Source organism: Phaeobacter sp. HF9A (genome assembly GCF_011806385.1).
GTDB lineage: Bacteria > Pseudomonadota > Alphaproteobacteria > Rhodobacterales > Rhodobacteraceae > Epibacterium.
On record NZ_JAATOX010000025.1, the window covers coordinates 1 to 26,232 of the forward strand.

General features: G+C 63.3%; 28 protein-coding genes and 1 tRNA gene. 10 read left to right on the plus strand and 19 right to left on the minus strand.

The window, feature by feature from the left end:
* Positions 1-39 precede the first annotated feature (39 nt).
* On the minus strand, positions 40-1,077 hold the full coding sequence (locus tag HCZ87_RS06760) for an RluA family pseudouridine synthase (RefSeq protein WP_167643006.1): 1,038 nt from the start codon (positions 1,075-1,077) through the stop codon (positions 40-42).
* Here HCZ87_RS06760 and HCZ87_RS06765 point away from each other — a divergent pair.
* The gene (locus tag HCZ87_RS06765; RefSeq protein ID WP_167643007.1) at positions 1,076-1,393 is read left to right on the plus strand and encodes a DUF6476 family protein; all 318 of its coding nucleotides are present in this window, start codon (positions 1,076-1,078) and stop codon (positions 1,391-1,393) included. The two genes, HCZ87_RS06760 and HCZ87_RS06765, sit on opposite strands and share 2 nt — an antisense overlap.
* 28 nt (positions 1,394-1,421) lie before the next feature.
* On the opposite strand, the gene HCZ87_RS06770 is transcribed toward HCZ87_RS06765, so the two are convergent.
* The gene (locus HCZ87_RS06770; RefSeq protein WP_167643008.1) at positions 1,422-1,985 is read right to left on the minus strand and encodes a hypothetical protein; all 564 of its coding nucleotides are present in this window, start codon (positions 1,983-1,985) and stop codon (positions 1,422-1,424) included.
* A gap of 262 nt (positions 1,986-2,247) precedes the next feature.
* Between HCZ87_RS06770 and HCZ87_RS06775 the strand changes: the two genes are divergently transcribed.
* On the plus strand, positions 2,248-2,628 hold the full coding sequence (locus HCZ87_RS06775) for a hypothetical protein (RefSeq protein ID WP_167643009.1): 381 nt from the start codon (positions 2,248-2,250) through the stop codon (positions 2,626-2,628).
* A 220-nt stretch (positions 2,629-2,848) separates the two neighbouring features.
* Here HCZ87_RS06775 and HCZ87_RS06780 read toward each other — a convergent pair.
* Positions 2,849-2,925: transfer RNA gene (locus HCZ87_RS06780), tRNA-His, on the minus strand.
* Positions 2,926-3,254: 329 nt separating this feature from the next.
* On the opposite strand from HCZ87_RS06780, the gene HCZ87_RS06785 reads away from it, so the two are divergent.
* Positions 3,255-3,443 carry a DUF6324 family protein gene (locus HCZ87_RS06785; RefSeq protein WP_167643010.1) on the plus strand — a complete coding sequence of 63 codons (189 nt, stop codon included), beginning with the start codon at positions 3,255-3,257 and terminating at the stop codon, positions 3,441-3,443.
* 261 nt (positions 3,444-3,704) lie between these two features.
* The gene (locus HCZ87_RS06790) at positions 3,705-4,730 is read left to right on the plus strand and encodes a chemotaxis protein CheA (RefSeq protein ID WP_167643011.1); all 1,026 of its coding nucleotides are present in this window, start codon (positions 3,705-3,707) and stop codon (positions 4,728-4,730) included.
* A 46-nt stretch (positions 4,731-4,776) separates the two neighbouring features.
* Here HCZ87_RS06790 and HCZ87_RS06795 read toward each other — a convergent pair whose 3' ends face one another.
* Both HCZ87_RS06795 and HCZ87_RS06800 read right to left on the minus strand, forming a co-directional pair.
* On the minus strand, positions 4,777-5,244 hold the full coding sequence (locus HCZ87_RS06795) for an MmcB family DNA repair protein (RefSeq protein WP_167643042.1): 468 nt from the start codon (positions 5,242-5,244) through the stop codon (positions 4,777-4,779).
* A 470-nt stretch (positions 5,245-5,714) separates the two neighbouring features.
* A complete protein-coding gene (locus HCZ87_RS06800) occupies positions 5,715-6,047 on the minus strand; it encodes a hypothetical protein (RefSeq protein WP_167643012.1) in 333 nt (110 codons plus the stop codon).
* Between the two features lie 165 nt (positions 6,048-6,212).
* Here HCZ87_RS06800 and HCZ87_RS06805 point away from each other — a divergent pair, with 165 nt between their 5' ends.
* Positions 6,213-7,751, plus strand: a complete 1,539-nt coding sequence (locus tag HCZ87_RS06805; protein ID WP_167643013.1) for an adenylate/guanylate cyclase domain-containing protein — start codon at positions 6,213-6,215, stop codon at positions 7,749-7,751.
* 71 nt (positions 7,752-7,822) lie between these two features.
* On the opposite strand, the gene HCZ87_RS06810 is transcribed toward HCZ87_RS06805, so the two are convergent.
* The 9 genes from HCZ87_RS06810 to fghA all read right to left on the minus strand — a co-directional run bounded on the left by HCZ87_RS06810 (position 7,823) and on the right by fghA (position 16,157).
* Positions 7,823-9,472 (minus strand): BCCT family transporter, encoded by a 1,650-nt coding sequence (locus tag HCZ87_RS06810; protein WP_167643014.1) that lies wholly within the window; start codon positions 9,470-9,472, stop codon positions 7,823-7,825.
* A gap of 43 nt (positions 9,473-9,515) precedes the next feature.
* The gene (locus tag HCZ87_RS06815) at positions 9,516-9,932 is read right to left on the minus strand and encodes a universal stress protein (protein ID WP_167643015.1); all 417 of its coding nucleotides are present in this window, start codon (positions 9,930-9,932) and stop codon (positions 9,516-9,518) included.
* Between the two features lie 289 nt (positions 9,933-10,221).
* The gene (gene nusB, locus HCZ87_RS06820; RefSeq protein WP_167643016.1) at positions 10,222-10,704 is read right to left on the minus strand and encodes a transcription antitermination factor NusB; all 483 of its coding nucleotides are present in this window, start codon (positions 10,702-10,704) and stop codon (positions 10,222-10,224) included.
* Between the two features lie 27 nt (positions 10,705-10,731).
* Entirely contained in the window at positions 10,732-11,259 is a 528-nt protein-coding gene (locus HCZ87_RS06825; protein WP_167643017.1) for a 6,7-dimethyl-8-ribityllumazine synthase, read from the minus strand.
* A gap of 14 nt (positions 11,260-11,273) precedes the next feature.
* A complete protein-coding gene (gene ribB / locus HCZ87_RS06830) occupies positions 11,274-12,398 on the minus strand; it encodes a 3,4-dihydroxy-2-butanone-4-phosphate synthase (protein WP_167643018.1) in 1,125 nt (374 codons plus the stop codon).
* Between the two features lie 635 nt (positions 12,399-13,033).
* On the minus strand, positions 13,034-13,333 hold the full coding sequence (locus HCZ87_RS06835; protein ID WP_167643019.1) for a putative quinol monooxygenase: 300 nt from the start codon (positions 13,331-13,333) through the stop codon (positions 13,034-13,036).
* 16 nt (positions 13,334-13,349) lie between these two features.
* Positions 13,350-13,805 carry a YaiI/YqxD family protein gene (locus HCZ87_RS06840; protein ID WP_167643020.1) on the minus strand — a complete coding sequence of 152 codons (456 nt, stop codon included), beginning with the start codon at positions 13,803-13,805 and terminating at the stop codon, positions 13,350-13,352.
* Positions 13,766-15,316 (minus strand): Si-specific NAD(P)(+) transhydrogenase, encoded by a 1,551-nt coding sequence (gene sthA, locus HCZ87_RS06845; RefSeq protein ID WP_254868550.1) that lies wholly within the window; start codon positions 15,314-15,316, stop codon positions 13,766-13,768. The genes HCZ87_RS06840 and sthA overlap by 40 nt, the downstream gene beginning before the upstream one ends.
* A 7-nt stretch (positions 15,317-15,323) precedes the next feature.
* Complete coding sequence (gene fghA, locus HCZ87_RS06850; RefSeq protein ID WP_167643021.1) at positions 15,324-16,157, minus strand: S-formylglutathione hydrolase; 834 nt, start codon at positions 16,155-16,157, stop codon at positions 15,324-15,326.
* A gap of 290 nt (positions 16,158-16,447) precedes the next feature.
* Between fghA and HCZ87_RS06855 the strand changes: the two genes are divergently transcribed.
* Positions 16,448-17,221 carry a sulfite exporter TauE/SafE family protein gene (locus tag HCZ87_RS06855; protein WP_167643022.1) on the plus strand — a complete coding sequence of 258 codons (774 nt, stop codon included), beginning with the start codon at positions 16,448-16,450 and terminating at the stop codon, positions 17,219-17,221.
* A 19-nt stretch (positions 17,222-17,240) separates the two neighbouring features.
* Here the strand turns inward: HCZ87_RS06855 and hpaR are convergent, their stop codons facing one another.
* From hpaR to HCZ87_RS06875, 4 genes are all read right to left on the minus strand, one after another.
* Positions 17,241-17,675, minus strand: a complete 435-nt coding sequence (hpaR, locus tag HCZ87_RS06860; RefSeq protein ID WP_167643023.1) for a homoprotocatechuate degradation operon regulator HpaR — start codon at positions 17,673-17,675, stop codon at positions 17,241-17,243.
* 83 nt (positions 17,676-17,758) lie between these two features.
* Complete coding sequence (locus tag HCZ87_RS06865) at positions 17,759-18,094, minus strand: hypothetical protein (protein ID WP_167643024.1); 336 nt, start codon at positions 18,092-18,094, stop codon at positions 17,759-17,761.
* A gap of 156 nt (positions 18,095-18,250) precedes the next feature.
* Entirely contained in the window at positions 18,251-19,885 is a 1,635-nt protein-coding gene (locus HCZ87_RS06870; protein WP_167643025.1) for a DUF4139 domain-containing protein, read from the minus strand.
* Between the two features lie 123 nt (positions 19,886-20,008).
* Positions 20,009-21,031 (minus strand): aspartate-semialdehyde dehydrogenase, encoded by a 1,023-nt coding sequence (locus HCZ87_RS06875; protein ID WP_167643026.1) that lies wholly within the window; start codon positions 21,029-21,031, stop codon positions 20,009-20,011.
* 352 nt (positions 21,032-21,383) lie between these two features.
* On the opposite strand from HCZ87_RS06875, the gene HCZ87_RS06880 reads away from it, so the two are divergent.
* Positions 21,384-22,529 carry a DUF3095 domain-containing protein gene (locus HCZ87_RS06880; RefSeq protein WP_167643027.1) on the plus strand — a complete coding sequence of 382 codons (1,146 nt, stop codon included), beginning with the start codon at positions 21,384-21,386 and terminating at the stop codon, positions 22,527-22,529.
* A 101-nt stretch (positions 22,530-22,630) separates the two neighbouring features.
* Here HCZ87_RS06880 and HCZ87_RS06885 read toward each other — a convergent pair whose 3' ends face one another.
* Positions 22,631-23,281 (minus strand): carbonic anhydrase, encoded by a 651-nt coding sequence (locus tag HCZ87_RS06885; protein ID WP_167643028.1) that lies wholly within the window; start codon positions 23,279-23,281, stop codon positions 22,631-22,633.
* A 155-nt stretch (positions 23,282-23,436) separates the two neighbouring features.
* Between HCZ87_RS06885 and HCZ87_RS06890 the strand changes: the two genes are divergently transcribed.
* From HCZ87_RS06890 to HCZ87_RS06900, 3 genes are all read left to right on the plus strand, one after another.
* Complete coding sequence (locus HCZ87_RS06890) at positions 23,437-23,817, plus strand: hypothetical protein (protein WP_368484091.1); 381 nt, start codon at positions 23,437-23,439, stop codon at positions 23,815-23,817.
* Positions 23,818-23,954: 137 nt separating this feature from the next.
* The gene (locus tag HCZ87_RS06895) at positions 23,955-25,361 is read left to right on the plus strand and encodes a M17 family metallopeptidase (RefSeq protein ID WP_167643029.1); all 1,407 of its coding nucleotides are present in this window, start codon (positions 23,955-23,957) and stop codon (positions 25,359-25,361) included.
* Positions 25,358-26,113: an NlpC/P60 family protein gene (locus HCZ87_RS06900; RefSeq protein WP_167643030.1), complete on the plus strand. Its 756-nt coding sequence runs from the start codon at positions 25,358-25,360 to the stop codon at positions 26,111-26,113. The genes HCZ87_RS06895 and HCZ87_RS06900 overlap by 4 nt, the downstream gene beginning before the upstream one ends.
* Positions 26,114-26,232 lie beyond the last annotated feature (119 nt).

The window sequence follows — 26,232 nt, forward strand, 5'->3', positions numbered from 1 at the left end:
CAGCCCGAAGCGAAATATCTCAGGCGCCGACCGCACGGCCTATCCCGACACCGGCAGCCGCAGCGCCGCGATCAGATCCTGCATATCCTGCGGCAAGGGCGCCTCAAAACGCATCTCCTCGCCCTGCACCGGATGTTTGAACCCCAGCACCGCCGCATGCAGCGCCTGGCGCTGGAACTGCGAAATCGCCGAGATCCCCTGCGGGCTCAGCACCTTGGGCGAAAGCTTGCGCTTGCCGCCATAGGTCGGATCGCCCAGCAAGCCATGCCCCGCATGCGCCAGATGCACCCGGATCTGATGGGTGCGCCCGGTCTCCAGCCAGCATTCCACCAGCGAGACCACCGGCGGCGTGCCAAAGCCTTCGACAATCCGCGCCCGGGTCACCGCGTGGCGCCCGCCCTCAAACAGCACCGCCTGACGCTGCCGGTCGGTCTTGTGACGCGCCAGCTGGGTGGTGATCTTCAGGATATGGCCGGGCTCAAAGCTCACCCCCCGCACCCCGCGCAGACGCGGATCGGTGCCGTCCGGCGTGCCATAGCACAGTGCCTGATAGTAGCGCTCCACCGTGTGGCGCTCAAACTGCGCCGCCAGCCCCTGATGCGCCGCATCGGATTTCGCCACCACCAGAAGCCCCGAGGTCTCCTTGTCGATCCGATGCACAATGCCCGGGCGTTTCACCCCGCCCACACCGGACAGCGCGTCGCCACAGTGATGCAGCAAGGCATTGACCAACGTCCCCGAAGGGCTGCCCGGCGCCGGATGCACCACCATGCCCGCCGGTTTGTTGATCACGATCAGATCGTCATCCTCATAGACCACCTCCAGCGGGATCTCCTCGGGGCCGATATGGCTGTCCGTGGCCTCCTCCACCGTGATCACGATCTGCGCGCCTTCCGAAAGCTTCGCCTTAGCATCGCGCATCACCACGCCATCCACCAGGACCTGGCCCTCCTCGATCAGCCGCGCCAGACGGGTGCGCGACAGGTTGGCTTCGTCTGGCACATCGCGCGCAATTGCTTTATCAAGCCGCTTGGGCGGAGTTTCCGCGATCACAAATTCAATGCGGCGGCTGGCCATGGCAGATCCTTCCGATCCTGAAACACAAGACGAACCGACGCAGCTGCGTGTGCTGCGACGCTCCGTGACCATGCTCACCCTGACCATGGTCGCCGGGGTTCTAGTGGTATTCCCGCTGCTTGTCATCCGCTTGTGGACCGGCGCGGAAAAACCGGCAATGCCACAACTGCCGGCAGAGATCACCCTGCCAGAGGGCGCGACCGCGCGCGCCGTGACCTTTGGCGGCGACTGGATCGCTGTCGTCACCACCGATGACGACATCCTGATCCTGGATGCTGCCACCGGCGATGTACGCCAAAGCCTGCATATCGACTAGGCCAGAGACCTTCCGGCCAATGCGCGCCTCAGGAGCGCAGCAGAACCTTGGTGGAATCCAGCGCCTGGGCGATGCGGGTATATTGGTTGCGCCGTTCCTTGCTGCCCGCACTGCGCAGCAGCACCGTGCGCGCCTCTTCCAGAATGGCCTCGGCCTGCTGGTTGACCGCATCCAGCCGCGCCGCATCCACCGCCGTCAGTGGCCGCGCCGTCGCACCGCCGCCCGGCTTGGTGCTGGTCACCCGCACGGCCCCATTGCCAGAGGCCCGATTGCCGCGAGCCAGGTTTTCCAGCTTGCTGGAGGTATCCTGCAACACCGCGCGCACCTCGTCGTAATCGGTGCCATCCGGGATCTCGGAGGACACCGCGTCCAGCCGCTCCGCCAGACAGTCCACCCGATAACTGGTATCGCTGATCCCGGCACAGAAGGCCTGCACCGTGGCAAGACTGGTCACCAGGGATTGCGCAAAACTGGCCGACCCGAACTGCCCCGAGGGCACAACGACCGTATAGACCAGCTGCTGCTGCGCCTGCGCAACCTGCCCGCTCACAATCAAACAGGCGGCCCCAATTGCTGCCACTGACTGTTTCATCTTGACCTCCAAAAACTACCAAAAACCGATGTATTCACGTGGCAAGGTTAGCCCAAGACACCCCAGCTGCGAAGCCTGCCTGTGGCAAAATCGGCCCCCCGGGCGCGACCCTCAGTAAAACTCCAACATTCCGGCAGCATTCCGCTGATCAAGCCGCGCTGCCGGGCTCGCGCTAGAAAATCATCGAATTTTTGCCGCCATTGCCTTAAGACATGAACTGCGTCCTGCTGATGACGATGTCTTTTGCCAAATAGAGTTTATCATGAGTTCAATCAAACAGCTTTGCTGCGCCGCCCTTTGCATGATCCTACCCGCCACGGCCTCCCACGCTCAGGGTGCCGCCGCCGCAGAAGCCCGCGCGCGGCTGGTCTGCGGTTCGGGAACCCTGGTTTCGGCGACCTATCTGCCGGGTGGTCTGCTGCAAGCCACTTGCCGTCAAAACACGCCAAACAGCACCAGCAATGCCGGCAATGCCAATAGCGGAACCGGCGGCGGCAACGGGCTGGGCACCGGCGGCCTTGGTGGCACTGGCATTGCAGGAACAACCGTCGCTGTGGGTGTAGCGCTGACCGTGATCTCCTCCGGGGGTGACACCGCGACGACCACCACAGAGGCCAGTGCAGGTCCGACCAATCTCGAATAGCGCACGCCGCAGGCTCCAGGCTCTTGCGAGGCGTGCATAAGGTATGAACCGCCCGACAGCTGCGACTTCGCGCGGCTGAACCGGCGAAGATTGCAAGAAAATAGCGAAACGCAGGAGCCATCAGGTAAAGACCCAAGCCGCCATGGGGCTACGCCCCTAGCCCCGAGATCACGCCGTGGAGCTGGTGTATTTCAATCTTTTTTGTCTGTGTGGTGGGGAATGGTACCGCCTCCCTGGCTTGAACAGGGGACCTCTGGATCCACAATCCAGCGCTCTAACCAACTGAGCTAAGGCGGCACTGAGGGGCCGTTTATAGCACAGAAAATCAGAGCGCAAGAGGCCATGTCACAAGTTTTTTGCAGAAGCCCGAATTCTCTGTGCTGACCCCTTTGACACGGGCCGAACTTGGCGCCTTTGCCCCACCCGGGCCCGCCCCTGAGCGGCCTGGCGCTGCCGTGGCGGGCGGCCTTTCAAATGGGGTGATTCTATATCCAAGTGGCGAGGCCGTTGATCTTTCGGTCCTTCCGGTGGCCGCGCCTGCGGGTTTTTCGGGGAACATCTTGCCTTTTAAGCGTTTGCAAGCTAGCAGATATGCCTTCACAGCTTGGCCCCCAAAGGAGCGGCACATGGGTATCAACACCGAACGCGATATCGAAGCCAACATGCAAATCGGCCCGACCGATGCTGGCATGGTTCGTATTTTCATCGAAGCCAATGGCGTCGAAGTTCCGATGGATTTCGATCCCGAAGAAGCCGATGAAATCGCTGATGAAATTCGTGCAGCCGCCATGGCCGCCCGTGCCGTCAGCGACTGACGCGCCGTCAAAGTAACAAAAAATTGGCGACCGACAGGCCGGGCCCAGCGCCCGGCTTTTTTGCGCCTTATTGTTGCCGGGAAATGGCCCGGGCACGGCGCGCAGCCTTACCCGGCCAGGCTCTGGTTAATTGGCTAATACCCATGCCCACATAGGGATATGCGTAAGATTTTATCCGTTGCATTTACGTAGGTTAGGGCCGTGTTAACCTAAGTCTCCAGATGATTAAGAGACGTCAAGTGTCTACTTGGAGCCTGTGCTATGTATGAATTTTCCACCCCACCTTTGGGGGTACTGGTCAACCTGCCGGGCGCCATCGCTTCGGCCAACGGGCCGCAGGCGGCAGCGCTCTCCCTTTCCAACACCGACAGCCTGACCACCAATCAGCTGCAAAACCACGTCGCCCAGGCCCGCCGGGCCCGCAACAAGCTGATCGACCAGGTCTCCAAACCGCCCCAGCCCGGCTGGAAGGTCGCGATGGAGCAGATTTCCGATACGGTGACGCAGATGGAGCGGGTGCTGACCTTCCTCCAGACGCAAACCGGCGCCTTGCCCGCGAAACCGGCGGAGGACATGAATGCCATCGCGGTATTTCCCTCCGGTGACGCGATGCAGCAGTCCGGCAAAACGCCGGAACGTCTGCCGTCGGCGGTAGAAACCCCGACGGCCCCCTTTAGCGCCGCCACCGCAGCGGACCGCGCGCCCCGCGTCATCTACGTGATGGACGAAGGCGTGATGATCCTGGGCCGCCCCGAAGGGCCGTCTCCCGCCGCCTCGCAGCGCCGAGAGACCCGCACGGAGGCCGCCTCCCAGGCCGCGCCCGCAACGTCGAACCGCGCCAGCGCCACCATCGTCGCCTTGCCCCTGACAGAAGAGCAGCAGCGCGCCAGCGCCGATCTGATCACCCTCGCTCGCAACGCCTACGAGCAGCTGCAACGCAGCCAGCCGGATCGAGAAGCCGCCGCGCTGGTCACGGATCGCGATGTCGGCCTCACCGGCAATCTGTCGCAGGACCCCGCCGCGCCTCCCTCGCCCGAGCGTGTGGATCTGACCCAGACGGCCGGTGCGGTTGACCCCGCGCGGAGCAGCCCGGCACAGGCAGCCCCCAAGGTGCCCACCGTACAGGACGCGCTGCTGGCGCCGGTGGACCCGTTTGAGGAAACGCCCGCAGAAGAGGCCGCCGCCCCGCAGGAAGCACAGCGCATCCTGGCCCTGCAACTGGATGGCGCAGGCGACATTATCTACATCGTGCCACCTGCCAAGGCGGCGATGGATCTGATCGCCTGATCCCGCGCCCCAGGGCGCATACAGACCCGGCCCGAGCGCGCCTGGCTCACGCCCCGGATCCAGCCTCGGGGGCGGCGATCAGCAGCCCATCCCGTCCGGGGCGCGGATCGCGCAGACGGTGCAGCCGATGGGCCGCATCCATGGCGAATTTCTGGATCAGCTTTTTGCGCCGCGCCGGCGCCAGCTTTTGCTCCGGCGCCATTCGAACCACCTCCGCATCATAGGCATCCGCAAGGATCAGCCCGCTGTCCTCCGGCAACAGCGCGGTCGGGAAATCCGTATCCACCGCCCAGAAATAGCGGTCGCACCACTCCAGATAGCCCTGCCATTTGCTGTCGCCCTGAAAATCGGCGCGGCTGGATTTGCACTCGATCACCCAAAGCTCCCCCTTGGGCCCCAGCGCCATCACATCCACCCGCAGCCCCCGGCAGGGCACGAATTCCTCGATCCCGGCAAAGCCAAGCGACCGCAAATAGCGCCCCACCCCACGGGCAAGCCGTTGGCCGGGTTGCATATTCGCCAGCGCGCGCCCCTCCGGCGCGAGGCCCGGATCGAAGGGTCCGTCCTCAGCCAGGGACGCCGTGGAATTCGAGATCAGCTTTGCCATGCCCCAGGGTGAACAATTCATGAACAAAAATCAAGCCCCACCGCAGCGCCCTGCCCCCTTGTGCCGGCCCCTCCGCCACATTAGGTAATGCCTCAGGCGGGTTCTGCCCTTCTTGTGACAGGCAGCATTCCAGTGGCCTTAAGCAAATCCGAGGGAGCTGGCTCTGTCTGGATCCTGGTCCATTTACCTGGCGCCCACCTGTACATACAGGTCCTCGGGAATCAAAGCCGCACGGTTGACTGGCGGTTCTCGCCACTGTCTCCTCCATGGGAGGCGCTGCGCCAAGACGCAGCACCACGACGAAAGAGGCCGCGCCCCGGGATCCCGGACGCGGCCTTTGTCTTTTCCGTGATCTGCCGTCCCGGCGTCAGGCGGGATCAGCCCCGGCGTTGCGCAGCGGGGCGCTTGGCTGTGGCGGGCACCGGAATCGGGCGCAGCTCCGGCTGCATCTGCGCACCGATGCGGCGACCGCCGCGCGGGGTGTCGTCGCGCTCGGCCATCGACATGATCTTGAAGCCAAACTGCACGCCGCCAAACACCACGCCGTTGGAGATCCACAGCGCAAAGACCGCAACCAGCCCGGCGTCGCTGCCAAAGACCAGCGATCCCAGATTGGCGATATTGAACCACAAGAGCAGCGCCACAAAGATCGCGGCAAGCACCGCGCCCCAGATCGCACTGCGGATATAGAGTTTGATGAGTTCTGGCATGGCTGCCTCCGCGCTGGTTTCAACCAAAAGATAGGGTCGAACATGCCCCCGGTCCAGCCTTGCAAAGAAGCTGCGACGATTTTACCGCCTTTCTGCGTATAACACTCCAAAGGGGCCGATGAGCCCCAGACATAACCCGCGACTGGCGGCAAGGGGACAGGGCTCATGGCATTCACACAGCGGATCGGTCGGTTTCTCGTCAATCGGCCCCATCTGATCAACTGGGGGATCGGCATTGCCATTGTCACCCTGCCCCTGATGGTCTGGCTGGACCTGATGGCGATCACCGATCAATCCCTGCGCCGCCAGACACAGGCGCTGGATGCGGTGCTGGACACCATGCGCAGCTATTACGCGCAGAACGTGATTGCCCGGCTGGACCCCGACAGCCCTACGGTTGCCACCCATGAGTATCACGATCAGGACGGCGCCATCCCGATCCCCGCCACCATGGCGATCGAGCTGGGAGAGCAGATCTCCTCTCACGGGTTGAACCTGCGCTATCGCTTTGCCTCGGATTATCCCTTCAAGGGGCGCGGAGAGAGCAGCCTGACCGCAGAGGAAAGCCGCGCGCTGGCGGAGTTCCGGGCGGGCAGCGACCGGCCGCATCTGTTCTTTCGCAACGAGGATGCCAGCCTCTTTGCCCATAGCCTGACCATGGTCACCCCGGTGGTGATGGAGCCCACCTGCGTCGCCTGCCACAACAGCCACCCCCAAAGCGCCAAGACCGACTGGAAGGTGGGCGATATCCGGGGCGTTCAATCCTACAGCATCAGCCAACCGGTGGCGGTCAGCCTGATGTCCTTCAGCCATCTGCTGGCCTATATGATCGTCGCAGGCAGCCTTGGCGTGGTCTTTGCGCTGCATCAGCTGCGGCTGGCCAACCGGTTCAAGAAACTCAGCGAGGAGCTTTCCTCCAACAATGAATTCCTGGCCGGGATTTCGATGAAGATCTCGCGCTACCTGTCGCCGCAGGTCTACCGGTCGATCTTCTCGGGCGAAAAGGATGCTGAAATCTCCACCGAGCGGAAAAAGCTGACGGTGTTTTTCTCTGACATCAAGGATTTCACCCAAACCGCCGAGACCCTGCAACCGGAGGAGCTCACCGCGCTGCTGAACGAGTATTTCACCGAAATGTCGGTGATCGCGGCCAAACATGGCGCCACCATCGACAAGTTCATCGGCGATGCCATCGTGGCCTTCTTTGGCGACCCCGAAACCCTTGGCACCGCCGAGGACGCGCGCGCCTGCGTTCGCATGGCGCTGGAGATGCAGGAGCGGCTGGGCGAGCTGGAACAGGAATGGCGGGCGCGCGGCATCGACCGCCCCTTCCGCGCCCGCATCGGCATCAACACCGGCTATTGCAACGTCGGCAACTTCGGCTCGCGCGAGCGGATGGATTACACCATCATCGGCGCCGAGGCCAATCTCGCCGCCCGGCTGGAAGCCGCCGCCGAACCCGGTGGCATCGTGATGAGCCACGAGACCTACGCCCATGTGCGCGACTTTGTGGCGGCAGAGCCAATGCCCGCGATGCAGTTCAAGGGGATCAGCCGCGACGTGCACCCCTATGCCATCGCCCCCGGCCGCGCCAACAACCTGCCCCCGGCAGAGGCCAGCCATGACGGCAAGAGCCTGACCGTGCATCTGGACCGGCTCGACGCTGCGACACGGGCCAAGCTGGAAGCGCTGCTCGGCAGATAGCCCGGCCCCATCCGCAATAAAAAACGGCGCCCCGAAAGAGGCGCCGTTTGTTGTTTTCAAAAGACCTGCGATCAGGTGTGGCGACGTTCGCTCATCAGGCCGCGATAGATCGCAAAGCACATGACCAGCAGCACCACCGTGAACGGCAGACCGGTGGAGATCACCATGGATTGCAGCGATTGCAGACCACCGGCAGAGAGCAGCAGCACGATCGCTACGGCGCCCTCAAAGATGCACCAGAAGGCCCGCTGCGCTGCCGGGGCGTCCACTTTGCCGCCTGCGGTGATGGTGTCGATGACCAGCGAACCGGAGTCCGAGGAGGTCACGAAGAACACGATCACCAGCACGATACCCACCAGCGAGGTGATGCTGGCCAGCGGCATGACGTTCAGCATCTTAAAGAGCTGAAGCGGCAGACCGGCGTCTTGTGCGGCGGTGTAGCCATCGGCGATCACCTGGTGAATTGCGGTGCCGCCAAAGACGCTCATCCACAGCACACAGACCATCGAGGGGATCAACAGCACGCAAATCATGAACTCGCGCACGGTACGGCCACGGCTGACGCGGGCAATGAACATGCCGACGAAGGGCGACCAGGAGATCCACCAGGCCCAGTAGAACGAGGTCCAGCCCTGGCTGAAGTTCACGTCCTCACGGCCGATCGGGTTCGACAGCGCCGGCAGATACTCGATATAGGCGACCAGCGACTCCCAGAACAGCGACAAGAGGAACATGGTCGGTCCCACCAGCAGCACAAAGATCAGCAGAACGAAGGCCAGCCCCATGTTGATTTCCGACAGCACTTTCACGCCGCCATCCAGGCCACGCATCACCGAAACCAGCGCGATCGAGGTGATGATGGTGATCAGGATCACCTCGGTGGTGGAGCCGATCGGCAGGCCGAACAGCTCGTTCAGACCCGCATTCGCCTGGGTTGCGCCAAAGCCGAGCGAGGTTGCCAGACCAAACAGCGTGGCAAAAACCGCAAGGATGTCGATCACGTGACCCACCCAGCCCCAGACCGCATCGCCAAAGATCGGATAGAAGGCCGAGCGAATGGTCAGCGGCAGACCCTTGTTATAGCTGAACAATGCCAGCGCCAGCGCCACAACCGCATAGATCGCCCAGGGGTGCAGACCCCAGTGGAAGATCGTCGCCGCCATCGCCAGACGTGCCGCGGCTTCCTGATCGCCCGCGGCAGCGCCCAAGGGCGCCCAGTCGGTGCGCACGCCGTTTTCAACAACCGTACCGCCCATGGAAGAGCCAAAGTGGCTCAGCGGTTCGGACACGCCATAAAACATCAGACCGATGCCCATACCGGCCGCGAACAGCATCGCAAACCAGCCGACATAGCCGTAATCCGGCACTGCCTCGGTGCCGCCGAGGCGCACTTTGCCCAGCGGCGTGACAATCAGCAGCAGGCAGAAGATCACAAAGATATTCGCGGCGCCGAGGAAGAACCAATCAAAGCCCTTGGTGACAGAGCTGAACAACCAGGAAAACAATGTCCCTGCCTGTTCAGGCAGAGCAAGCGCGTAAAACACAAAGGCCACGATCGCGAGGCCAGAGACTGCAAACACCGGGTTGTGGATGTCAAACCCGATCGGCCCAAGCGAGCCTTCCAGGTTGTCCTGTCCAATTTCATAATCGGTGTCGATAATATGAGCAGCCCCGTCCGGGGTTGGGATACCCTCGGGCGATTCCGTCGTTTGGTCGGTCATGGATGCCGCCTTTCGTTTCGGAGTTTCATCAATTCGTCAGATCTCAAGCCCGCACCAGCAGCACGGAGGCCTTGCTATGTGCGGCCACATGCGCCCCATGTCCGGTCCAGATATAATCGGACATATTCGGAACATGGCTCGCCATCACCACCAGATCGGCACCCAGATCGCTGATCGCTTTTTCAAGCGCCTTGTTCAGGTCGATCGCCGGGTCATGGCTGAGGATCGTATGGCTGGAGGCTTGCACCCCATGTTGCGCAGCCTGGCTCTGAGCGAAATTTTCCAGCTTTTGTTTATATTCTTCCGGCGTGTGTGCAACCACTCCGGGGCTGGCCGACGTCACGCCAACATAACATATTGCGGCGTTATGGATCTTGGCCAGATCCGCGGCGACTTGCAGAGCTTTCTGCAAAGCCGCCTCATGTGCCAGGTCAACTGGCACCACTATATTAGAAAACATCTCCCCTCCTGCGTCAGTAGACTCTTTGGTCCGTTTTCTTTCGATGGGCTCATAAATTCGTTCAATTCCTGAAGCCGCCGCCCATGTGGTTCAGGCTGACAGGTTTTCCGATGCAACGCAAACACGCCACAAAACCCGATCATATAGTTAAAGCCGCTCCACGCCCCAGCAGACAGATGAGACGCGACGCTTTACGAACGAAAAAAGGCGCACGCCGGGAAAACATGCACCTTTTGATAATATTTTAGGACTTTGCGTCGCGAGACTCAACCCAAGTCAAGGACTTATCTCAGAACGCCTCGGGACGGGCTTCGCGCGCCATATGGTCCAGCACCGCATTGACGAAACTCGGCTCGCGCCCCTCGGGGAAAAACGCCCGGGCGATGTCGACATATTCGTTGATCACCACTTTGACCGGGGTCGTGCTCTCGACAAATTCGGCCCCCGCAGCGCGAAACAGCGCCCGCAGGGTGGGGTCGATCCGGGCGATCGGCCATTTTGCCACCAGGGCACGGTCGGTCATCTGGTCGATCTTGGCCTGATGGTTGACCACATCCTTGACCAGCTTACGGAACAGCCGGGTGTCGCCCTCGGCGAACTCGCCTTCCTCATAGACCGCGCCAAAGCGATGGTTCTCGAACTCGGCGATCACCTTGTCATAGGATTGATCGCTGTGCTCCATCTGAAACAGCGCCTGCACCGCATAAAGACGGGCAGCAGAGCGGGCCTGCGTCTTGTTCTTTCCCGGTTTCGGGGCGTCTGTCGAGGTCATGGCGGGGGTGATCCGGTTCTTGGGGGATTAAGCGAGCCGGTTGGAATCGTCCGTTAGCACCTTAAAGCCGACTCCCTTGGTCTGGGCGCCCCACTTACGCGTCAGCGCAATGAGATGCAAGGCCGCAGCCGCGGCACCGCCGCCTTTGTTCTGGTCGTCCGGATTGGCACGCACCTCGGCCTGTGTGCGGTTTTCCACCGTCAGGATGCCATTGCCGATGCAAAGCCCCTGAAGCCCCAAAAGCTGAAGCGCCCGGCTGGAGTCATTGCAGACCGTATCGTAATGGGTGGTCTCGCCCCGGATCACGCAGCCCAGCGCCACGTAGCCGTCGAAATTCGACGCGCGGTCGGAAATGCTGATCGCGGTCGGAATCTCCAGCGCGCCGGGCACCTCGACCAGCTCATAGCTGCCGCCCGCCGCCTCGATCTCCGCCTTGGCACCGGCGACCAGATTGTCGGCGATATCCTTGTAGTAAGGCGCCACCACGATCAGCAGCTTCACCGGCTTGTCAAATTCCGCCCGCGGCAGGATGTAGTGGCTTTCATGTCCGGCCATGATGTTGGGCTCCTTCAGGACGTGGAGGACAGGATCGGACGGGTGCCGACGATCGACAACCCATAGGCATCCAGACCTATATATTTGGTTTGCGGCGAGTCGGTGAGCAGGATCAGCTCCTGAACCCCAAGTTTATTGAGAATTTGCGCCCCAAGCCCGGTCTGCTTGATGGTGCGCGGCCCGTCATCCTCGGCAGCATAGAGCGCATTGCGCGGCTGGCGGAACAGGCAGACAATGCCGCGCCCCTCCTCGGCGATCAGCTCCATCGCCCTGGGCAGCTCCCCCGCCGGTTTTGGCCCAAGCCCCAGCAGATCGGAGGCCTCATGCAGCGCATGGGTGCGGATCAGCACCGGCTCGGGCGTGGTGATATCGCCCTTGATCAGCACCACATGTTCCACACCGTGGGTCTGATCAGTGAACAGCCGCATCTCCCACGCGCCGCCATATTCCGAGCTCACGCTGGAGCGCCCGGTCTCATCCACCAGGTTGTCGTTCTTGGTGCGATAGGAAATCAGATCGGAAATCGTGCCGATCTTCATGTCATGCTGCCTGGCGAACTCCACCAGATCCGGCAGCCGCGCCATGGTGCCGTCTTCCTTCATGATCTCGCAGATCACCCCGGCCGGCTTCAGCCCCGCCAGCCGCGAGATATCCACCGCCGCCTCGGTATGGCCCGCCCGCACCAGGACCCCGCCCCGCTTGGCGCGCAGCGGGAACACATGCCCCGGGGTGGCGATCGCCGCCATCGTGTTCTGCTCGTTGATCGCCGTCGCCACGGTCAGCGCCCGATCCGCGGCGGAAATCCCGGTGGAGACCCCCTCCCGCGCCTCGATCGAGACGGTAAAGGCGGTCTCATGGCGCGAGGAATTGTTCACCGCCATCATCGGCAGGCCAAGGCTGTCGATCCGCTCTGCGGTCATCGGAAGGCAGATCAGCCCGCGCCCATGGGTGGCCATGAAATTGATCGCATCCGCATCGGCAAACTCCGCCGCGATGACCAGATCGCCTTCGTTTTCGCGATCCTCGTGATCGACCAGAATATACATCCGCCCCGCGCGGGCCTCGGCAATGATATCTTCAATCGGGCTGATGGCGTCACGCAGTTCAGCTTCGACGGGACCGGGCGTTTCATAGCTCATGGGCGAAGGGCCTTTCGCTGGAGAGGAGGCGCGGCGGGTGGCTCCCGCGCCGCGCAGAGACTGTGCCCGTCGGGATAGACCACGCAAGCCGCAAATACCAGCCCCGCAAGCGGCATATGCGGCCTCATCAACGGCGCCACAGGCGGCAGGGGCTTTGCCCCTCTTGGCCTTTCGGCCAATTCACCCCAGGATATTTGACGTTAGAAGAAAATAGCGCGCGCGTATCTTCTTCTAACTCCAAATATCCCGGAGCGCGAGGCAGAGCCTCGCAAGGTGTTGCGCCATCAGCGCACGCGGCGGTTGCTGGATCTCAAGGCCGTGCTGCTAGGTTTTCCGGGATCGCGATCAATCGCCGGAGCCAATGCCCGGCACACCAGGAACCGGCTCCCTGACGTTGGGGGCAGTGCAGAGATAAATTTGAGCACGCGGGAAGATATTCCCGGCCATCTCCGCCCCGTGGCGGCGCCGCCATCTTTATCCGACGGGCAGACAACAGATGATCCCTCTCTCACAACAGAAGGATCAGGCCCCCAGAACCAGACGGCACCAGACGGAGCCAGACGGAACCAGAGGGGGGCGAGACAGGAGACCGGGACGCGTCGGCGGCAACCCGGCATTTGGCCTGCGCTGCGCCCTTAGGTCAGGCCAAAAATCTCGTAGTCGCGCGGGATATGCTGGGTGGCGACCCACCAGTCCGACGCCCGTGTCCGGAGCTGATGCGCCTCGAATGCGGCGGCATCCGTGAAACATTCCTCGACGCTCCAGACCAGCGGATCGGCGGTCTGCGCGACCTCGAAGGACACACAGCCGGGCTCGGCGCGCGTCAGGCGGATATGCTCGGCAAGATGCGCCTGGATCAGCGCCGCATCCGCCGGCGTCGCGCAGATCACGCGCCCGCTCAGGCGCACCGTGCCATTTGAGATATCGTCGCTCATGTCCGTCCCTTCTCCCTTACCCGGCCTTCGCGGCGCGAATCTCGCGCTCCAGCGAATCCAGAACCCGCGAGCGATCCGCCTTGGTGAAGCCCTTGCCGCCGCCCGCCATGCCCAGCGGATTGGCGGCGCGCAGGTCGGCCATCAGATCGCGCATCGCCAGTTGCTGGCCGATATTGGCCTGCGTGAAACGCTCGCCATTGTGGCGCAGCACCCGCGCGCCGGCCTCGATGCATTTTGCCGCCAGCGGGATATCCCCGGTGACCACGATATCGCCTGGCCCGCAGCGTTCGGCGATCCACATATCGGCCACATCGGCGCCCGCATCGACGATCACGGTTTCCACCAGCGGATTGGCCGAAGGGCGCAGCCCGCCGTTGGAGACCACGAACATGCGCAGGTTGTGGCGGGTTGCCACCCGTTCCGCCTCGGCTTTCACCGGGCAGGCATCCGCGTCGGTATAAAACGCGCCCACCCTGCGGCCTTGCCCTTGCCTGCATCATCGCCAGCTTTCTTGGCGGGGGCCTTCTTGGGTTTGGTGACCTTCTTGTCCTTGTATTCGTCCGGGATCGGCATCCGGTTAAAGGCATCCAGACCGGCGATCTTGTAGGCCTCGGCCAGCGTCGGATAGTTGAAGGTATTCTGCACGAAGTAATCCACCGTGCCCTTGAGGTTCAGCACCGCCTGGGCGATGTGGATGAGCTCGGTCGCGCCTTCGCCGACGATCTGCACGCCCAGGACCCGGCGCGTCTTGATCGAGAACAGCATCTTCAGCATGCCATGCTCCAGCCCCATGATATGCCCGCGCGAGGTCTCGCGGAAGCGGGCAACGCCGACCTCATAGGGCACGCCGCGTTCTTTCAGCTCTTCTTCGCTCATGCCGCAGGTGGACATCTCCGGCACCGAATAGATGCCATAGGGGAACCAGGGGCTCTCGGGGACGGTGGGCACATCGACCGCGTGGCAGGCGGCAACGCGGCCCTGCTGCAAGGCGGTGGAGGCCAGCGACGGGTGGCCGATCACATCGCCGGTGGCATATACATGCGGCACTTTGGTCTGATAGCTCTTGCGGTCAACCTCCAGCCGGCCCCGGTGGTCGGTCTCCAGCCCCACGGCCTTGAGGTTCAGCTTTTCGGTATTGCCCATGCGCCCGGCGGCAAACAGCAGCATATCGCCGCGCACGTGGCGGCCATTGGCCAGTGACACCTCGATATGGGAGCCCGCGTCCTCGATATTGTCGATGGCGGAGCCCAGCCGCAGATCGACCCCGTTTTCCAGGATCTGATGGGTGAATTCCTGAATGATGCCCCGGTCGATGAAATCCAGGAAGGTCTCGCGCGGCTCGATCAGGGTCACCCGCACATCCAGCGCCGAGAACATGGTGGCATATTCCACCCCTATGACCCCGGCGCCGACCACGATCAGCGAGCGCGGGATTTCCGCCATCTCAAGGAATTCATCGCCGTCCAGAATGGTGGTTCCGTTGAAGGGCACATAGTCCGGGCGATAGGTGCGGGTGCCGGTGGCGATAAGGAATTTCTCGCCGGTGACGCGGGTGGTGTCGCCCGCCTCGATGTCGACTTCCAGCTCGTTGGGGCCGACAAAATGCGCCAGACCTGCCAATGTTTCCACGTGGTTGCGGTTGAACTGATGCTCCAGCACATCGACCTCGTAATCCAGCGTCATATGCAGACGCCCCTTGAGGTCCTCGGCCTTGATCTGATCCTTCACCCGGTAGCTGCGGCCATAGAAACTGCGCTCGCGCCAGCCGGTGAGGTTCAGCACGGTTTCGCGCAGCGTCTTGGAGGGCACGGTGCCGGTATGAACCGAGACCCCGCCAAACCGGTCCTTGCGGTCGATCACCAGCACCCGACGGTGGAGCTTGGCGGCCTGAATCGCGGCGGTGCGCCCGGAGGGGCCGGAACCAATGACGATCAGGTCGTAATCATACGCGGGGCGGTTGGTGTCGGCGGGGGTCTCGCTCATGGCTTGATTACTCCTTGTAGAGGGCGTCCGCGTGGAAGGAGACATGCTCTTCCATAAAGGTGGAGACAAAGAAATAGCTGTGGTCATAGCCCTTTTGCAGCCGCAGGCTGGCCTCTTGCCGACGGGTGGCAATGGCGGCGGCCAGGGTTTCGGGCTTCAGCAGGTCGAGGAACTGATCGGCGGTGCCGGTGTCCACCAGAACCGGCCCGTCAAAGCCCTTTTCGGCCATCAACAGGCTGGCGTCATGTTTCGCCCAGTCCGCCGCGTCATCGCCCAGATAGGCCGAGAGCTGCTTGCGGCCCCAGTCGCTGCCGGTCGGGTTGCAGATCGGCGCAAAGGCCGAAACCGAGCGGAAGCGGCCCGGCAGGTTCATCGCCAGCGTCAGCGCGCCGTGGCCGCCCATGGAATGGCCGGTGATGGACTGGCGCGACATATCGAGGTTGAAGGTCTCACCCAGCAAGGCGGGCAGCTCCTCGGCGATGTAATCCCACATCTGGAAATGCGGCTTCCACGGGTCTTGGGTCGCGTTCACGTAGAACCCTGCGCCCTGACCCAGATCATAGGCTTCGTCATTGGCGACACCCTCGCCGCGCGGGCTGGTGTCGGGAAAGACGATGGCGATGCCCTGTTCGGCGCACCAGGCCTGAGCCCCCGCCTTGGTCATGGCGTTTTCATGGGTGCAGGTCAGCCCCGAGAGATACCACAGCAGGGGCACCGGCCCCTCTGCGGCCTCTTCCGGCAGGAACAGACCAAATGTCATATCGCAATTGGTCGAGGTGCTGGCATGGCGATAGACGCCCTGAATGCCACCAAAGGCCTGGTTTTCGGCTACGGTTTCCATCGAAGACCTCCTGAAATCAAGTGTTGGCCTATGGCTAACGGGCTGCGGTTCAATAATCCAGAGCCGCAACGCCGCCTTCTCTCCTTTTTGCGCCAGAAGGTTAGGATTGCTTGAAGATCGCAGCAGGAGAGGGCAGCGGCGTGGCTGCCGCATTCGCGACAGGCAAAGTCTCAGGTTTATCGCCAAACGCGCTGGGGACTCAAAGTCCCACCCTGTCACCACGCATAAAGCGTTTTACTGTTTTTCAGCCAGCCGCTAGGCAGAACGGCGCGGAACGAGGGGCGCGCGCTATGGATTTGTCACTTTCCTTTTATGTGGTTGCGACCATTGCGGTGCTGATCACCGGCATTTCCAAAAGCGGCTTTGGCGGTGGGCTGGGGCTGATGGCGGTGCCCTTGATGTCGCTCTTCATCTCGCCGCAATTTGCCGCGGCGGTGATGATGCCGATCCTGCTGGCGATGGATCTGCTGGTGGTCTGGCGCTACCGGCGGCACTGGGATCGCAGGCTGGTGCTGGCGCTCCTGCCGGGGGCGCTGGTCGGGCTGGGGCTTGGGGCCTATTTCTTTGAGGCGCTGCCGGCGGATGCGGTGCGCCTTGTGGTCGGGGTGCTGGCGCTGTTCTTTGTGGTCCAGTTCCTGTTGAAACGCCGCCAGACCGCTGCGCCCGCTGGCTCGGGGCGGCTGGTGCCGGGGATCCTTGGCGCGCTTTCGGGGTTTTCCAGCTATGTCGCCCATGCGGGCAGCCCGCCGGTCGAGGGCTATCTGCTTGGTCAGAAGCTGGAGAAATCCGCCTTCGTGGGCACCTGCACGGTGTATTTCTTCATCCTGAACGCGCTGAAGGCGGTGGCCTATGGGGCCTCGGGTGCCGTCGGCGCGCAGAGCCTGACGGTGAGCCTTGTTCTGGCGCCGATGCTGTTTCTTGGCGTCTTTGCCGGAACCTGGCTGCACAGTCGCGTCGATCAGGCTGTCTTTGTCAAAATCGTCTATGTGTTTCTGGCCGTGACCGCGGCAAAGCTGCTTTATGACAGCGTGCCCGCGCTGTTTCCGGCGCTCTTCGCCCTGTGACCGGCCTTGTCGCGCGGGTTTAGATATCCAGCTTGTCCAGTGTGTTGAGAAGATCCAGCAGCGCCTCATAGCGCTCGGGGCCGAATTTTTCGCGGGTGCGTTCGATCAGCTCCAGGCTGGCGTCGATATTGTCGCGGATGATGGTTTCGCCCGCAGGAGTCAGGGTGATCACCTGACGGCGGCGGTCGGTCTCATCGCGGGCGCGATTGATCAGCTCCTTTTCCTCCAGCTTCTGGAGAATCCGGGTCAGGCTCGGCAGCAGGAGACAGCTTTGCTCGGCGATCTGGGTCGGGTCGATGGCGCCGTTTTCCTGCACCACCCGTAACACCCGCCATTGCTGTTCGGTCAGGTCAACATCGGCCAGCAGGTGGCGAACGGGGCGCATGACCCGTTCACGCGCCCGCAACAGGGCAATCGGCAGAGAACGGTTCGTCGTCGGCAATACATGTGTCATGGGTCCTGTATCGCGCGATGACGCCGACTTGGCAATAACTTCGCAAGGTTAACTATCTCGGCGCGCCCGCTCCCGGCGCCGCCTCAATGCATCTGCGGAAAGCCACCAAAGCGTTTTTCCAGCTCTGCCCGGGGATGCCCCAGCAGGCCAAAGGTGCAGATCTCGACCCGGCTTTGCAGGTCCACCAGCCGCAGCCGTCCGGCGCGGGGGGTCATGTCAAATCCCTTGCCGCGCAGAAGCTCGCGCAGGCTCGGCCAGCTGTCGGCCTTGGTCATCGGGGCGCTCAGGCTGGCGCGCAGCTGCGTCATCGCCTCGGAGTCCAGACGTGCGCGCATCTGGGCGCAGCCCCAGGCGGTCTGACCATAGGCCAGATCTTCGCTTTCCAACGTTTGTAGCTCAGTCCGTTTGTCGTTCTGCATGGGTTCACCCTCCAATCCACTCACTCCCTAGCCTTAGCCTGATCGGCGGCAAAAATGTGACACTCAGAGGTTGCGAGTTGGACCCACACGTACAGTTTGATCTACTTTTGAACGGTTCCCCACGCCCATTGTACAGGGGGCGCGGGGGGGCAGGGCTCAGCGCAGCACTTTGCCTTCGGGCCAGTCGAGGCGGGTGTTGAGGGTGATCACGCGGGTGGAGGCAGGCTGCATTTCCAGATCCCAGGCGAGGATGCCGCGCTGCTTGTCGACGTTTTCTTCGCTGGGCGTGGGGCTGGCGGACCAGCTGATTTCCAGCTCTTCCTGTTCGGAATAGGGCACCCGGTCCAGAACCCGCAGCGGCCAGACCCGGCCTGTCAGGTTCTCCACTTCGATCTCGGCCACCGTGTTGCGCTGGTTGCTGCGGCTGATGACCCCGCGCCCGCCTTCGCTCTGATCCAAAAGCGCGCGACTGATGCGCAGCCCGTCGATGGGGCCAAAGCCCAGCTCCGTCTCGGCCTCCGGCGTCAGGCCGGTGAAATAGCTGCGGCCGATCAATTCGCCATCCAGCAGGAACCGCGCCTCGGCGGGCAAGAGCTCCTCGCCGCTGTCATTGCTGACCCTTGCGATGCGATAGGCGGTTTCGTCCTGCAACGGCACCGCCTGGGCGATGACCTCGGCCTCCAGCTCTACCGGCGGCAGGCTCAGATAGGCCAGCTCGGCGGCGGAGCGCACGCTGACCGGCTCGGCGAATGTATAGGACACGCCGGCCTCTGTTGCCTCAACGCGAAAGCTGTCATCCGCCTCGTCGACGATCATCGGGGCCTCGACCAAGGGTTCCGCCAGGCGAGAGAGGCTCTCGGAGGTGGCCTGGTAACGTGCCTTTGGCTCGATAGGGTCTTCAATCCGGTAGAGGCGGGCGTAAAGCTCGCTCGGTGCGATCGTCTGATCCGGGGTGGAGGTGGAAACCCGCAGCGCCACATCCTCCCAGTCTTCGCCGGTTTCCTGCGACAGGCGGATATCGCGGTGCAGGGTGATCGCCGGGGTGTCGCCGCTGTGCAGGTCGAATTCATAGCTCGGCGTCCAGCGCACGCCCCGGCTCAGGTAGGAGAGGGTGATCGGCACGGTCACATCCTGAGGCGCGATCACATCCAGCGCCAGATAGATCTGCTCGTCATCCTGCTGCGACAGCGCGTCGAGCTCGGCCTGGGCGCTGGCCAGCGCCTGTTTCAGATCCTTCAGCCGGGTTTCGATCTCGCGGCTCTGCGCTTCGGCACGCAGGATGGTGGCACCGGCCTTGGCGGTTTCCTCGGAGATGGTGCCAATCAGCGCGCGCAGCTCGTCGGGTGCGGGCAGCTTGCCACCCTTGCCCTGTCCCATCTGGTCAAGAAAGCCGATCGCCGCCTTGGCGCCCTCTGCGGCCAGCCGGGCCTCGGCGGCCTGTTGTTTTATCGCGTCGATCTGGGTGGTGATCTCTTTCACCCGCGCCTCGGCTTCGCTGCGTTCGGGGCTGTCCGGGGTTTCGATCACCGGAAAGTCACGCCGCATGCGCAGGGCCACCCGCTCCAGCCCGGGGTGATGGATGCGCAGGTTGTCGCGCACCTCCTCAGAGGCGGGCAGACCCTTGATCACGATGCGATGACGCCCCTGCGGCAGGGTGATCTCGGCGCTGCGGGTGATCCGCGCCTGCGAGGGGTAGACGGTGACATCGCTGACCGTGCTTTGGGTGACGAAGGTCTCCGCCAGGGCGGTAGAGGCCAGAAGGCTGGCAGCAAGAGGCAGAAGAAAACGCATGGCAATCACCTATAGGTCAAATGAGATGCGCGAAGCCTCTCTCGCGGGGGGGCAAAAAGCAAGAGGCGCCCAAGTTGGACGCCTCTTGATAGTCAGGTCTTTGCCGATGAGGGCGGACAGGGCTTAGCCCTTCTTCAGGACCTCACGACCCAAGAGCTCGGCGATCTGTACCGCGTTCAGGGCGGCGCCCTTGCGCAGGTTGTCGCTGACGCACCAGAGGTTCAGACCGTTGTCGATGGTGCTGTCCTGACGGATGCGGCTGATGAAGGTGGCGAAATCGCCGACGCATTCCTTCGGCGTCACGTAGCCGCCGTCCTCGCGCTTGTCGATCACCATGATGCCGGGGGCTTCGCGCAGGATATCGCGGGCCTCGTCCTCGTCGAGGAAATCCTCGGTTTCGATGTTGATCGCCTCGGAGTGGCCCACAAACACCGGCACCCGCACACAGGTCGCGGTCAGCTTGATCGACGGGTCGATGATCTTCTTGGTCTCGGCGACCATCTTCCACTCTTCCTTGGTGGAGCCATCGTCGAGGAAGACGTCGATATGCGGGATCACGTTGAACGCGATGTCCTTGGGGTAGACCTTGCGCTGATAATCGTCGGTCGGGTTGTAATGCGCCTTGGTCTGATCCCAAAGCTCGTCGATGGCCTCCTTGCCGGAGCCGGACACGGACTGATAGGTCGAGACCACGACGCGTTTGATCTTGGCGCGGTCGTGCAGCGGTTTCAGCGCCACAACCATCTGCGCGGTGGAGCAGTTGGGGTTGGCGATGATGTTCTTCTTGGCATAGCCATGCACGGCCTCGGGGTTCACCTCGGGCACGATCAGCGGCACATCCCGGTCGTAGCGATAGAGCGAGGAGTTGTCGATCACCACGCAGCCCGCCTTGGCGGCCTTGGGCGCATATTCCTTGGTCGCGTCAGAGCCGATGGCAAAGAGCGCAATATCCCAGCCAGTGAAATCGAATGTGTCGAGATCCTGGGTCTTCAAAGTCTTGTCGCCGAAAGTGACCTCAGTGCCGAGTGAACGACGGGATGCCAGTGCGGCAATCTCATCCACCGGGAACTGGCGCTCGGCCAGGATGTTCAGCATTTCACGGCCCACGTTGCCCGTGGCGCCGGCGACAACGACGCGATAACCCATATTGTTTCTCCAATTTTTCCCGGCCTCATGACCGGCTGCGGTGTGATATCGGGTCTGCGCCCGCATGGAAAGGCGCGAATCCGTGAGAAACCATGTTTCCCCCGGTTTTACGGGGTTTCTTTGCGTTTCACGGCGGTTTTCAGGGTTTCACGGACGGCAGGGACGCCCGCGCGCGGCGGTTTGGCGCGCAGTTTAGCGCGGGGCAGGGCGGCTCAGGGCCGGCTGGGCCGGCTGGGCCGGGGTGGCCGGGACCTCGCCCGGGGTCACAGCTGCGCGAGGCGGCTTTGCGGCGGGCACAAAATCGCGCATTCTGCTCGGGCACAATTGGCGGGCATCCCCCGCGGAGGCCGAGATGACCGATGCAGACCCGTTTTATGACCGCTTGCCCAAGGTGCAGAGCTTTGACGCCCTGACCGGTGGCGCCTGTTTCGTGCCGCTGCCCGCCGATTGGCTGGTGGGCTGCTGCGATATCGTCGATTCCACCGGGCTGCTGGCGCAGGGGGCCTACAAGACGGTGAATATGGTCGGGGCCTCGGCCATTGCGGCCTTGATGAACGCGCTGGAACACGCGCCGTTTCCCTTTGTCTTTGGCGGCGATGGCACCTCCTTTGCGGTGCCGCCTCGGGTGGCGGATGTGGCCCGCCAGGAGCTGGCCCGGCTGCGCGCCTGGGTGCAGCAGGAATTTGATATCACCCTGCGCGCGGCGCTGGTGCCGGTGGCAGAGGTGCGCGCGGCGGGGTTTGACGTGCGGGTGGCGCGCTATGCGGCGTCAGAGCATCTGGATTACGCCATGTTCGACGGCGGCGGCCTGGCCTGGGTCGAAACGGAGATGAAGGCGGGCCGCTTTGATATCCCCGCCGCCGACCCGATCGAGGCGCCGGATCTCACTGGCCTGTCCTGCCGCTGGAACAGCACGCCGGCGGTCAACGGGCAGATCCTGTCGCTGCTGGTCTTGCCGGAGCCGGGCGCGGCGCGGGAGGAGTTCGACGCGCTCCTGCGGGCGATTCTGGCCGAGGTGGACAAGATCGAACGTAGCGGCCATCCGTTGCCACCCGGGGGGCCGGGCTGGCGACTGCCTCCCGGTGGGCTGGGGCTGGAGGCGCGTCTGACCCGCGGGCGGCTGCCCTATCTCCTGCGGGTCTGCCTGCTGCATCTGAACTCGGTCTTTGTGGGCTTTTTGTTTTTTCGCGGCCGTCCGATGGGGCGTTTTGACCCGAATCTCTACCGTGCCGCGATCACCAATAATGCCGATTTTCGCAAATTTGATGATGGCCTCAAGATGACCCTGGATTGCAACGCCGCCACCCGCAAGCGGCTTGAAAAACTCCTGCGCGCCGCGCGCCGCCGGGGTGTTGCCCGCTATGGGCTGCACAGTCAGGAAGAGGCGCTGGTGACCTGCATCGTGCCCTCGCCGATGCGCGAGGATCACCTGCATTTTGTCGATGGCGCCGCGGGCGGCTATGCGCGGGCGGCGGAACACTTGAAGGCGGCGGGCTGAGCACAGATTCGGCGCCGCTCCCAACATGCCTGACGGGCGGATAAAAAACGGGCGCGCCCCGCTGGTCGCGCCCGAAATTTGGGGTCGGTTCCGGGCCTGTTTCAGACCGGAGAGAACTTGTTTTCCTTGGGGTCGTAGCATTCCAGCCCGCCCTCGCCGATATCGGTCCACAGCCCGTGCAGGCTCAGCTCGCCGGTTTTGACCGCCGCTTCGATAAAGGGAAAGGTCATCAGGTTTTCCAGTGACGCCACAACGGCTTGGCGTTCAAAGGCGCGGGCCTGTTCGGTCTCGTCGGCGATATCCTCCACCGATTGAAAGCGCGGCTTCAGGATGTCCATCCAGCGCCCGACAAAGCTGGTTTTCTCCTCCAGCCCGGGGGCGTGGCCCTTGCACATGTCGATACAGCCCTGCACGCCGCCACATTGCGAGTGTCCAAGCACGATCAGATGCGCCACTTTCAGCACCGTCACCGCATATTCGACGGTGGCGGAGGTGCCGTGGTGGTCGCCATCGGGCGTATAGGGCGGCACCAGATTTGCGATATTGCGGTGGATAAAGAACTCGCCCTGATCTGCCCCAAAGATCGAGGTTACATGCACCCGGCTGTCACAGCAGGAAATCACCATCGCGCGGGGGCGCTGACCCTCTTTGGCAAGGCGGCGATACCAGCCTTGATTCTCCTCATATGACGTCGCTTTCCAGCCATGGTAGCGGGTTACCAGATAGTTCGGCAGGGGCTTGGCATAGTCCATTTGCATTCACCTCGGTTTGTCGACTGACGGGGTTGATAGCCTCAATTCACAGCAAATTCGAGAGATATACGCATCCCAAAGAAACCTTTTGACAACCACTGAGGCGCAGATTGGGCCTGTGCCGTGGGGGCATACCGAATACGGGGTGAATAGTGGTGGCTAACATACTTACAGTCAATCATCGGGAAAACGTCCACCTGGACCCGCAGAAGCTGACAGATCTTTATGCGCAGCTTGGAGAATCCGGGGCCGAGGATGTTGTGTGTCGCGCGATCGAGGAACTCGCCGTGCGGCTGACTCATTGCGAACGCCTGTGGCGTCAACGCGATGTCGAGAACCTGCGCAAGAGCGCGCGATCACTGATCGCGATCTCGGAACAGATCGGCATGATGGCAATGGCCCAGATTGCCCGGGACGTCACGACCGCGATCGATGCGGATGATTTTCCGGCGGTGGGGGCGACGCTGTTTCGCCTGATTCGCGTTGGGGAGAACTCCCTGACCGCGGTCTGGGAACAGCACGACCTGTCGATCTGACGTGATTTGAACCGATACCGGCGCCACGGGGCGGCGGTTCAAAATAGTCTTGGCCCGGTTGGGCTTGCGGCGGCGGCTGCGACGGATACTCTGACGGCAAAGGGCAGATGCCCAAGCCATAACAAGAGGACCTGTCGATGCAGCCCCATTTTGCCGTGTGCGGTTTCGCCGCCCCGACCGAGGCCAGCCTTCCCCTGCATATCGTTGAAGAAGACGCGCTGGAGGCGATGCTCGCTGACCAGAGCGAGGGCGACGCCGCCTGGGCGCAGACCATGGGGTTTACCGCCGCCTGGGGCCAGGTGGTTGCGCTGCCCGACGGCAAGGGCGGTCTCGCGGGGGCCTGGGTCGGGGCCGGCAGCGCCGCTGCGCGCAAACGCAAGCGGTTCCTCCTGGCTGCCGCCGCCGCAAAACTGCCCGAGGGCACCTATGCGCTCGCCTCTGAGCTGCCCGATGACCTGTCGCCCGAGGTGGAGTGCTTTGGCTGGCTGATGTCCCATTACGCCTTTGACCGCTACGCCAAGGCCAGCGGCGCCAAGGCGCGGCTGATCGCGCCCGAGGGGTTGGACAGCAAGCGGATCGAAGCCATCGCCACCGGCGAGAGCCTGACCCGCAGCCTGATCAACACCCCCGCCGAGGACATGGGCCCGGCAGAGCTGCAAGCCGCCGCCGAGGCGCTGGCGGCGGAACATGGCGCCGAGGTCTCCTGCATCATCGGCGAGGATCTTCTGGCGCAGAACCTGCCGCTGATTCACACCGTGGGCCGCGCCTCTGACCGCGCGCCGCGGCTGATTGATCTGCGCTGGGGCGACACGGGTCCGACGCTGACGCTGGTGGGCAAGGGGGTCTGTTTCGATACCGGCGGGCTCAACCTCAAACCCGGGGCCAGCATGGCGCTGATGAAAAAGGACATGGGCGGCTCGGCCAATGTGCTGGGGCTGGCGCATATGATCATGGCCACAGGGCTGGCGGTGCGGCTCCGGGTGCTGATCCCGGCGGTGGAGAACTCCGTCTCTGGCCCCGCCTTCCGCCCCGGCGACATCCTGCCCTCGCGCAAGGGGCTGACGGTGGAGATCAACAACACCGATGCCGAAGGGCGTCTGGTGCTGGCCGACGCGCTGGCGCTGGCGGCGGAGGACAACCCGGATCTGCTGATCTCCATGGCGACGCTGACCGGGGCGGCGCGGGTGGCGGTGGGCGGCGATATCGCGCCCTTCTTCACCGATCACGACAGCGACGCGCAGCATCTGGCGCTGGGCGCGCAGCAGGCCGCCGATCCGGTCTGGCGGCTGCCGTTTCACGATACTTATGAGACGATGATCGAGCCGGGCATTGCCGATCTCGATAATGCGCCCGCAGGTGGTTTTGCCGGGGCGATCACCGCCGCCCTGTTCCTGCGCCGCTTTGCGGGGGAGGCGCGCTATATGCATTTTGACATCTACGCCTGGAGCCAGAGCAACCAGCCCGCGCGCCCCAAGGGCGGCCTTGGTCAGGGCGGTCGCGCGCTGTTTCAGGCGCTGCCCGAGATGCTGGACCTGCCAAAATGAGCCGCGCCCGGATCATCCGCCCGGTGGTGGACCTCCGCGCCGCGCCGGAGGGGGCGCGGGCGCGGCAGCTGCTTCTGGGCGATCCCGTCGAGGTGCTGGCGCGGCAGGGCGACTGCTGTCAGGTGAGGGCAGAAAAGGACGGCTATACCGGCTGGCTGGAGGGCGCGGCCCTTGGCGCGCCTCTGGAGGCCAGTCACTACGTCAGCGCCCCGGCCACCCATGCCTATCGCGCGGCGGACTTCAAATCGCCGGATCTGCTGTCGCTCAGCCTCGGGTCGCGGCTGGCGGTGACGGGGCGCGAGGGGCGATTTGTGATGACTGATCAAGGCTTTGTGCCGCTGGCGCATGTGACGGAGCTGACCACGCCCGCGCCCGATCCGGTCGCGGTGGCCGAGGCGCTTTTGGGCACGCCCTATCTCTGGGGCGGCAACAGCCGCTTTGGCATTGATTGTTCGGGGCTGGTGCAGCTCTCCTGTCATCTTTGCGGTATCGACTGCCCCGGCGACAGCGGCCCGCAAGAGGCGATGCTGGGCGCGCGTCTGCCCGAGGGCACGGGTTATGCGCGGGGGGATCTGTTGTTCTGGAAAGGCCACGTGGCCTGGGTGCGCGATCCGCTGACGCTGCTGCATGCCAATGTCCATGCGATGGCGGTGGCGCTGGAGCCGATCCATTCGGCGATCGCCCGGATTGCGGAGCAGGGCGACGGGCCGGTCACCGCGCACAAGCGTTTGGGCAAGGGGCAGGCGGGATAGATCCGGCGCAGGCTTGGAAAACGCGCCAGTCGCGCCAGCGGCAGGCACGCGTCCGCCCGCCCCATGGCGGGCGCGCTTTGCCCCCACCCAGGCTCGGGCGCTGTCCTCTGCTATTTCCC